Annotated in this window: 6 protein-coding genes; 3 read left to right on the top strand and 3 right to left on the bottom strand. The window is 46.5% G+C overall.

Going from position 1 to position 9,994, the window contains the following annotated elements; all coding sequences use genetic code 11:
* Positions 1 to 659 precede the first annotated feature (659 nt).
* Positions 660 to 3,746 (bottom strand): efflux RND transporter permease subunit, encoded by a 3,087-nt coding sequence (locus tag KO537_RS11775; RefSeq protein ID WP_219234541.1) that lies wholly within the window; start codon positions 3,744 to 3,746, stop codon positions 660 to 662.
* 3 nt (positions 3,747 to 3,749) lie between these two features.
* Entirely contained in the window at positions 3,750 to 4,832 is a 1,083-nt protein-coding gene (locus KO537_RS11780) for an efflux RND transporter periplasmic adaptor subunit (protein WP_173246975.1), read from the bottom strand.
* A gap of 128 nt (positions 4,833 to 4,960) precedes the next feature.
* Here KO537_RS11780 and KO537_RS11785 point away from each other — a divergent pair, with 128 nt between their 5' ends.
* Positions 4,961 to 5,950, top strand: coding sequence for a LysR family transcriptional regulator (locus KO537_RS11785; RefSeq protein WP_006086115.1), 990 nt, complete (start codon positions 4,961 to 4,963; stop codon positions 5,948 to 5,950).
* A gap of 1 nt (position 5,951) precedes the next feature.
* Here KO537_RS11785 and KO537_RS11790 read toward each other — a convergent pair whose 3' ends face one another.
* The gene (locus KO537_RS11790; RefSeq protein WP_173246972.1) at positions 5,952 to 7,319 is read right to left on the bottom strand and encodes an MATE family efflux transporter; all 1,368 of its coding nucleotides are present in this window, start codon (positions 7,317 to 7,319) and stop codon (positions 5,952 to 5,954) included.
* A 224-nt stretch (positions 7,320 to 7,543) separates the two neighbouring features.
* On the opposite strand from KO537_RS11790, the gene KO537_RS11795 reads away from it, so the two are divergent.
* Both KO537_RS11795 and groL read left to right on the top strand, forming a co-directional pair.
* Positions 7,544 to 7,834, top strand: coding sequence for a co-chaperone GroES (locus tag KO537_RS11795; protein WP_006086113.1), 291 nt, complete (start codon positions 7,544 to 7,546; stop codon positions 7,832 to 7,834).
* A 57-nt stretch (positions 7,835 to 7,891) separates the two neighbouring features.
* Positions 7,892 to 9,529, top strand: a complete 1,638-nt coding sequence (gene groL, locus KO537_RS11800) for a chaperonin GroEL (RefSeq protein WP_011847850.1) — start codon at positions 7,892 to 7,894, stop codon at positions 9,527 to 9,529.
* Positions 9,530 to 9,994: the final 465 nt, after the last annotated feature.

The raw sequence follows: 9,994 nt of genomic DNA on the forward strand, positions 1-9,994 counted from the left end.
TTGTAGTGAGGCTGATTTTATGTATAAATGACTGAAAATTCTCTATTTGAAGCAATAAAGTTTTTGATTGGACAGCTTTCTAATTGACTTTAGAATTAAAAGCTACAAAAAACATACCATAATAATACAAGTGCGAGCCAGAATGACCTACAGATAAACGGGATTGTAGTGAGTATTAGTAAAGTGCTAATAACTGCCAATAATATTGTCTGTTTACTCATTGTCTGGACGCTATCAAAGCGTAATTTCATGATGCTTCTCAAACATAAATTGTTATGCTAACAAAGTAATAACATTGTTTATGTTGTTAGTTATAGGTAGTGGTATTTCAGATGGCATTGTAAATTAATAATCAGCACTAAATATACCGCTGCTATTTACTCGTGTAAATGTGTGTAACAGGTAATTGTCCCGTATTAGCGGTGTAAATATGGAACTGATAGTTCATATTTTTAATTAATATATTTATTTATCAGTCATATTAGTTATCGTAATTAAAGACCAATCTCAGTTTGCCAAACTTGTTTATCTAATGGATGTGCTTGTTTAAATTATCCCTCAAATCGGAATAGATCAAAAATGAAATGGCCAGCCAGCCCACTTGCATAGGGACTGACTGGCCGCGCCGGGAAGCGTTTTTGGATAAAATGCGGAGCAGGTTAGCTGGGTGATTGACCTCCTGTTGCCGTCGCTTTGATATTGAATACTAGGCTGTACATCACTGGCAGTACGATGAGCGTCAGCAGAGAAGCGAAGCCTAGACCGAAAATAATTGTAATCGCCATAGAACCGAAAAACGCGTCAGGGATCAGCGGTATCATCCCGAGCATAGTGGTTATCGCGGCCATCATCACTGGGCGAACACGGCTGACACAGGAGTCGATTAAGGCAAAATAGGCTGGTTTACCTTCACTGAGCTCGAGGTTGATCTGATCGACCAAGACAATACCGTTTTTAATCACCATGCCCGACAAACTCAGTAATCCGAGTAGTGCCATAAAGCTGAAGGGCGCATCGAACAACAAGAGTCCCGCTGAAACCCCAATCAATGCCAGTGGCACAGTAAACCAGATCACTAAGGGCTGACGCACTGAGTTGAACAAGAATACGGTAATCAAAAACATCGCCAGATAACCTAAGGGAATCGAGCTAAATACCGACGCTTGTGCTTCACCTGCGGTTTCAAATTCACCGCCCCATTCTAAGCGGTAACCTGCGGGCAGGCTGATCGCTTCGACCTGGTCTTTGATTTTGCGCAGTACAGAGTCGGCGGTTTCATTGCTACCAAGCTTAGGATCGGCCATCACAGCGAGCATGCGCATGCGATCGCGGCGCATCACCAGTGGATTTTCCCACTCAGTGTTGAAGCTACTGACTACTTGGGTGGCGGGCACAAAGGTATTGTGTTCGCTGCTCCAAATTTGCAGCTTCCACAGGCTGTCCGCTTGCAAACGTTCTTCGGCGGGCGCTCTGGCGACTATCGGCAACAAGTGGCTGGTTTCTCGGTATAAACCTATTTGCTTACCGCTAAAGTTAACCAATAGGGCATTGTCGAGATCTTGCTTACTGATCCCCGTTTCCCGCGCTTGGGCATTTTCCAGTTGCGGACGGATCAGCGGCACCTGACTACGCCAGTTGTGACGTATGCCATCCATGCTTGGTTCGGCGTGGAAAATCGCCTCGGCTTGAGCACCTAAAGCGCGCAGCACTTCTGGGTTATCACCGTAAAAGCGTGCCTCAATTTTAGCGGCGGGCGAAGGGCCGTTCTCCATGTTTTTTAAACGATATTGTGCCTGCGGGAAACGTTGATTTAACAAGGTTTCTAATTCTGGCATATAGGCTTTAACTGCGTCTAAATCCTGCATTTCTACAATCAACTGGGCAAAGGCAGGATAGCCTTTTTCTGGCTGATAGGGCAGTACGAAGCGCTGCGAACCTTGGCCAATAACGGTTGTTAAGTGTTTTAGCCCAACGTCTTTTTGCTCGTCCAGCGTAAGCATTAACTTCTCGATATCAGCGGTAAAACGCTCGGTCGCCTTGATGTCAGTCCCCTCTGGCATCCAGATATCCACAAAGAAAATCGGCGTGTTAGAAGCAGGAAAGAACACATTCTTGATATGACCAAAGCCCACCACAGCGCTGAAAAGCATAGCGATAACCAGCAGTATGCTCACCAGTCTAAAGCGCAGCGCTACAATTAAGCTTGTGCGATATAAGCTGAAGAACCAGCCCTTGTAGGGGTCTTGGGCTTCTTCGTCGCTTGGCGCATCTTTAAATAACAGATGACAGAAAAACGGCGTGAGTGTGATGGCGGTGATCCAGCTGATAAACAGTGAAATCATCAACACTTGGAATAAAGAACGGCAGAACTCACCGGCGGCATTTTGCGATAAGCCAATGGGGGCAAAGGCAATAATGGCAATCACAGTCGCGCCCAATAGCGGCCACTGGGTTTGGGACACTATCTGTTTGGCCGCTTCTAAGCGGGTCTTACCACGACGGATACCAATTAAAATGCCTTCAGTAACGACAATGGCGTTATCGACCAACATACCAAGGGCAATAATGAGTGCGCCGAGGGAGATGAGCTGTAGCTCAATCCCGAGCACTTTCATCACGATAAAAGTGCCTAGAATCGTCAGCAGTAATATCAGGCCCATCAACAGGCCTGAGCGCAATCCCATAAACAGCAGAAGCACGGCGATCACTATGGCAATGGATTCCATTAGGTTGATTAAGAAGCCGTTAACTGTCTCATCGACCGCCTGACTCTGATTATAAACCGTCGCTAAATTCATGCCGATTGGGCGTTGTGATTCAAGCTCGGCTAAACGGTCACTGACCTTTTGCCCGATTTCGACTACATTCACACCGCTAGAGAAAGAAATCCCCAGCGATAACGCTGCTTCACCTTTATTGTGATAAAGCACGTTAGGGGTTTCGTCATAATCCCTTTCAATATTGGCAATGTCGCCAAGGTAAATCAGCTCAGAACTACCCGGAGGGCTGACGATCAAACGCGCGAGATCCTGCACATTGCTAAATTCGCCCGTGGGATGAATGCGGATACGGTTATCGCCAATCACTAAGCTGCCCGCGTTAGAGACGACGTTTTGATTGTTCACTAAACCATAGATATAGCTCTGATCTAACCCCAGTGCCGATAGCTTTTGCTGGGAGATTTCAATCACGACTTGCTCGGTGACGTTGCCAGCAACAGAAACCTTTTTTACTCCAGGTACTAGCACTAGCTCGCGGCGCAGATAGTCGGCGTAATTGCTCAACTCGCGGTTGCTGTAATCAGGTCCCGAAAGGTTAAATAAAATGCCATACACATCGCCAAAGTCGTCCATCACCTGTGGCGTTGCTGTGCCCGGCGGCAAGTTTCCCGCAGCATCATTGACTTTACGACGCACTTCATCCCATACCTGCGGTAGGCTGGTTTTATCGTAGCTTTCTTTAATCTCGATTTGGATTTGTGATAAACCCGCACTATTAATTGAAGTCACATGCTTAATGGCGTCGAGTTGCTGCAGGGCATCTTCGAGCGGTAATGTCACTTCTTCTTCAACTTGCTCAGGCGAGGCACCGGGATAAGCCGTGATCACTAAAGCTTCTTTAATGGTAAATTCGGGGAATTCTAGTTGCCCCAAACCGGTAAAACTGACGCTACCACCCACGAGTAGTAGCAACACAAACATCCAACTGATGACTTTGTGGCGTATCGAATACTCTGCAATGTTCATCAATTACACCCCACGCTGCCAGCGTAGTGGTTTGACTTTCATGCCATCGGATAATTGAGACACTCCAGCGCTGACGATGAGATCGCCCTTGTTGACGCCCGTTAAAATCTCAACACCTTGATTACTCACGCGTCCTAGCGTCACCATCGTCGGTTTTACTTCACCCGATTGCGCTTGATAAATCCACACTTGCACTTGGCCATCTTGGTCGCGCTTATCGATAGCGGTCACTGGCACTACCGTTGACGCAAGGGCACTAGGATCTTTGACTAAGGCTAAAGTCAACTCGGCACTCATTCCTGGAAGTAACTGAATATCTTGAGGTTGAGGTAACGAAAACACCACTTCATAGGCTTGAGTACCCGGCGTGACTTGAGTCGAGTATTCTTTAAATTTGGCATCGAAACTTTGCTCGGGGAAGGCACTAAAACGCACTTTAGCTGCAAAGTGAGCTTGATCGGTATATTGTTTCAAACCCGCCGCCATCGACTCGGGAACTTGAATGCTAATATCGAGCAAATTATTGTTTTGTAATGTTAATACCCCTTGGTTTGCTTGCACTATTTGGTGGTTATCCACTAAACGTTTGGCGACTGTACCGCTAAAAGGCGCCGTTAAACGGGTGTAACTCAGTTGATCGCGTGCAGCGGCTAAGGCGGCGGTGGCCGATTTGAGTTGCGCTTGAGTGCTATCAAACTCAGATTGTGAAATCAGCTTGCGATTGAGTAGCTCAACTTTACGTTTAAAGTCAGCGGCTAACAGTTCATGCTCCGCCTCGCGGGTCATTAAATTATTGTGGGCGTCCCTGTCATCAAGTTTTGCGAGTAAGCTACCTTGAGTGACTCTTTGCCCTTCAACTAATGCCAATTCTGTTAATTGTCCTGAAATGCGGAACGATAATTCTGCGCGACTATTGGCGGCAACGCGGGCTGGAAATGTTCTGAAATCTCCGTCTTCTACATTGAGTACTTCAAACAGTTTAACCGGACGAATTGTTGCCACTTGCACTGAACTTTCCGCAGGCGAACAACCACTGATCAGGGCTGGAAGCAGCATTGTCAGCGGCAAGAGTCGATATGATTTCATGGTGGAGATTTCCTAGTTAACAAATTGTCAGCATTTCTGGGCGCGAAGATACCAGCTAAATTAGTTGCAATAAACGGGATACTTTGGGATTATCAGTCCCACATAATGAGATTGAACTTAAGGTCAAAATGAAGACAGAGGACTTAGCGTTATTCCACCGAATTGCTGAAACCGGTAGTTTGATTGAAGCGGCGGATTTACTTAACTTACCTAAATCGACTGTGAGTCGGCGTTTGCAAGCCTTGGAAGATGAGCTGAACATTAAATTGTTCCACCGTCAGAGCCGCTCTATGACGCTCACTTCTGCGGGCAGTCATTTTTACCAGCGCTCGCAGAATATTTTGGCTCAGCTCGACGAAACCCTATTCGAAATGACCAATGACGATGCTGAGATCAGCGGGCATTTGCGTATTCAAATGTTCCCCATCCATAGCATGAAAATTTTGATGCAAGCCATTTTCCGCTTTATGGATATGCACCCTAAACTCACCTTAGAAGTCATCAGCAGTTCAGAATCCGTTGATATGGTGAAACATAATCTCGATGTGGCCTTTGTGGTCGAGCCTGCGTTGGATACCTTAGATTTAGTGGTGCGGCCAATTTTTACCACTGACTTACGTTTTTACGCCAGTCCGCAATATTTAGCGGCACACGGCACACCTAAAACACCGAAAGAGATTGAAGCACATAATGTGTCTATGTTCCGTTTATCCAACGGCAAAATTTTTAATGAGTTATTTATCGGTTCAGAACAAGAAGTGAGAGTCAGAGGCAATTTCTGCTCCAACAGTATTGAAGTGGCGGTAGAGTTTGGATTGCAAGGACGCGGTATCGTGTATGCACCTTCTGAAGTCGTTGCCGAATATGTGGAAACAGGTGAGTTAGTGACCTTATTACCTGAAATCCAACCCCACCAAGGCGAGTGCTTCTTAGCTTATCCATCAAGACGTTACGTAAGTTTAGCCAGTCGGCGCTTTATCGACTATATCATGCAAGAGTTAGTGCCAAACGGCGTGCCGACTAATATGAGTGAGCAAGGCCCACGTCGATCCTGCAAAGCCTCTACGGGAGCGTTTTCAGACGACGTGTTGCGCTTTCCCGTTAAAAAATCAAGCTAGTTTATCCCTCGCTAATGGCGTTTGCGGTCGTGATCTTTGTGGGCTCACAGATCCGCTGCGCCAGCCAATAACAGGCAATTCCCATCAAAATATTGGTCACAGGTAGCGCGAGCAGCAGGCCTTTAACGTCACCTATATACGATCCCAAGGCTGCTAGCGGCAGCATGAGCAGTACTAAGCGGCACAGATTGATGACTAATGAACTCATAGGCCTGTGGTAGGCATTGAGGGAGGTCGCGACAATAATCACTATACCCAAAGGTCCGTAGGCGCAGGGCAGTACTAAGATATAAAAACTCAGCCATTCGATAACCTGCGGATCGGTACTGAATAAATGCGCGATAGGCTCGGCTAAAAAGATCAGTGGGATATAGAGTAAGGTTTGGAAAATAAAGATAAATTTTATCGATAATAGCAGGGCTTCTTTCGCTCTGTGTGGCTGTCCTGCCCCTAAGTTTTGCGCAATAAAGGGCATTAAACTCGACGACAGTGCCATCACTACTATTAATAGCACTGACTCTAACCGAGTACCGGCACCAAAGGCTGCCACGGCACTGTGATCGATATGCGCCAACATGGCCATAATAATGGCATTGGCTAGTGGATTGATTAAATTCATCAAGGCGGCGGGTTGTGCTATATGGGCTAATTTGCTCCAGTTCGCGCGCATTCTGTCTATGTCAAAGGCGGCCCATTCGAGCATTTTGCGCCTGACAATCAACAAATATCCCGACAAAGATAAGGCAATCAACCAAGCGAACAGGGTTGCAATTGCGGCGCCTTGGATTTCTAAACGTGGAAATGGCCCAATACCAAAAATCAGTAACGGATCGAGGATAAGATTGATGAGTGCCGCCAGCGCCATGATCATCGCCGGCGAGCGGGTGTCGCCAGTGGAACGTAAGCCTTGATTGCCTACCATCAACAATACCAGCAGCGGTGCGCTGACATACCAGTAAATCATATAGTCGTGGATCAGCGGCAAGCTGTCATCGTTTGCCCCGAGTAAGCGAAACAGTGGCGTAATAAAAATGCTACCCAGTGCGGCTAAACTGGCGATCAAGACAAAGGTGAGCAATAAGGCATCATGCAAGAACACTTTGGCCTTGTGGGCATTACCCGAACCGATAAGTCGACCTAAATTGGTCGAGACTCCAGCGCCAATACCAATGGCGATGCTAGAGATCACTAAGGTCACCGGAAAGGTAAAACTAATGGCGGCTAAGGCTTCGGTGCCTAATTGGCTGATAAAAAAAGTGTCAGCGAGGCTGAAACCTAGAATGGTCATAATGCCAATTAAGTTGGGGAGGCTCATGTTGAGCAGTACACGACCAATTGGCGCGGTGAGCAGCCCGTGTCTGTCTTTCATGGAAAAATAGTGCCTTGTTAGCGAGCGGAGGCGAGATTCTAGCAGGATTGTGCGGACTTGAAAAAACCGACATCAAAAAATTGAAGTTTTTTTTGTAAATGCCCTTGGATCTCGACACTGTCAGCCCCATATCTCAGACAGCAAAAGAGCAGACTAAGGTGTCTGTTTTTTTAATCACAAATAGGCTCGATTGTAGGGCATCAAATCATTAGGAGAGTTCATAGATGAATATTCGTCCATTACATGACCGCGTAATCGTTAAGCGTCTAGAAGTTGAATCAACATCAGCGGGTGGCATAGTACTGACCGGTAGCGCCGCTGAAAAATCAACTCGCGGTGAAATCCTTGCTGTGGGCAATGGCCGTATTTTAGAAAATGGCACAGTTAAGCCACTGGATGTCAAAGTGGGTGACGTGGTGATCTTCAACGAAGGTTACGGCGTTAAGAAAGAAAAAATCGACGGTCAAGAAGTCTTGATCCTGTCGGAAGCTGACCTGATGGCAGTAGTGGGTTAATCCTCAGCATCAATTCGACATTCCAATTAATCATTAAAAATTTAAAGGATAATCAAGATGGCAGCTAAAGAAGTTGTATTTGGTAATGACGCTCGCGTAAGAATGCTGGCTGGCGTAAACATTCTCGCGAACGCAGTTAAAGTGACCTTAGGCCCTAAAGGCCGTAACGTGGTATTAGACAAGAGCTTCGGCTCACCACTGATCACTAAAGACGGTGTTTCTGTTGCCAAAGAAATCGAGTTAGAAGACAAATTCGAAAACATGGGCGCGCAAATGGTGAAAGAAGTTGCTTCTAAAGCCAACGACGCCGCCGGTGATGGTACTACTACTGCAACTGTACTGGCTCAAGCCATTGTAGTTGAAGGCTTAAAAGCCGTTGCAGCCGGTATGAACCCAATGGATCTGAAGCGCGGTATCGACAAAGCTGTTATCGCTGCAGTTGCTGAATTAAAAGCCTTATCACAACCTTGTGCAGATTCAAAAGCGATTGCGCAAGTTGCGACTATCTCTGCAAACTCTGACGAATCTATCGGCGAAATCATCGCAACTGCGATGGAAAAAGTCGGTAAAGAAGGCGTGATCACAGTTGAAGAAGGCCAAGCGTTAGAAAACGAATTGGACGTAGTAGAAGGTATGCAGTTTGACCGTGGCTACCTATCTCCATACTTCATCAACAAGCCAGAAACGGGCAGCGTTGAATTAGATCACCCATTCGTACTGTTAGTAGATAAGAAAATCTCTAACATTCGCGAACTGTTACCTATCCTTGAAGGTCTGGCAAAAACCGGTAAGCCATTGCTTATCGTTGCTGAAGACGTTGAAGGCGAAGCATTAGCAACTTTAGTTGTGAACAATATGCGCGGTATTGTGAAAGTGGCTGCCGTTAAAGCACCTGGCTTTGGCGATCGTCGTAAGGCAATGCTGCAAGACGTAGCAATCCTGACTGGCGGTACTGTTATTGCTGAAGAAATCGGCCTAGAGCTTGAAAAAGCAACGCTGGAAGATTTAGGTACAGCTAAGCGTGTTGTGATCACTAAAGACAACACCACCATCATCGATGGTAACGGCGAGCAAACACAAATTGCTGCTCGTGTAAGCCAAATCAAACAACAAGTTGAAGAATCAACGTCAGACTACGACAAAGAAAAACTGCAAGAGCGTATGGCTAAACTAGCTGGCGGCGTAGCAGTAATCAAAGTTGGCGCAGCGACTGAAGTTGAAATGAAAGAGAAAAAAGCCCGCGTTGAAGATGCTCTGCATGCAACTCGCGCTGCGGTAGAAGAAGGCGTGGTTCCTGGCGGCGGTGTTGCTCTGGTTCGCGTAGCTTCTAAGATCGCTGAAGTAGAAGTATTAAACGAAGACCAAAAACACGGTGTGGTTATCGCACTGCGTGCAATGGAAGCGCCACTACGTCAAATCGCCACTAACGCGGGTGAAGAAGCGTCAGTTGTTGCTAACACAGTGAAGAACGGCAGCGGTAACTTCGGTTACAACGCCGGTAATGATACTTACGGTGATATGTTAGAAATGGGTATCCTTGACCCAACTAAAGTGACCCGTTGTGCATTGCAATTCGCTGCGTCAATCGCAGGTCTGATGATCACTACAGAAGCTATGGTTGCTGAAATTCCACAAAATGCTAGCCAAGATATGGGCGGTATGGGTGGGATGGGCGGAATGGGCGGCATGATGTAATTTTTGCTGGTCTAAAACGTTGATTACGGCGTTGCTGCTCGCTCACATACACACAACGTATGCTACGCTCACAGCGCCTTGTATTGAACGTTTTATCCTGCGCAAAAATATCTGCGGTCTTTAGCTTAATCGCTTAAACCTAAATTTTTGTAAGAGAAAAATGAAAACCCCGACTCGGGTAACTGAGTCGGGGTTTTGTTTTTTGGCGCTGTCGCGCCAGAGTGCCTGATAATTTCTTTTTATATTTGTGTTGCTAAGACGTGCAGCTGCGCAGCTAAGTTCTATATTCCCTAATTGCCTGCCGCAGGCTCTCGCACTGTTACACCAGTGACACGCCGTGGATACTTCCCTGTAGGCTCTACTAAAACATATATGGACCCATCCGGTTTGCAAGACATTCGATATCAATTTTGAGAAGAGTTCATTGCACCCATATATTCGGCCTCTTATTGAGGGATTCCTCTG

Origin of the sequence: Shewanella sp. NKUCC01_JLK (assembly GCF_019345615.1) — a bacterium.
Classification (GTDB): Bacteria; Pseudomonadota; Gammaproteobacteria; order Enterobacterales; family Shewanellaceae; genus Shewanella; species Shewanella oncorhynchi.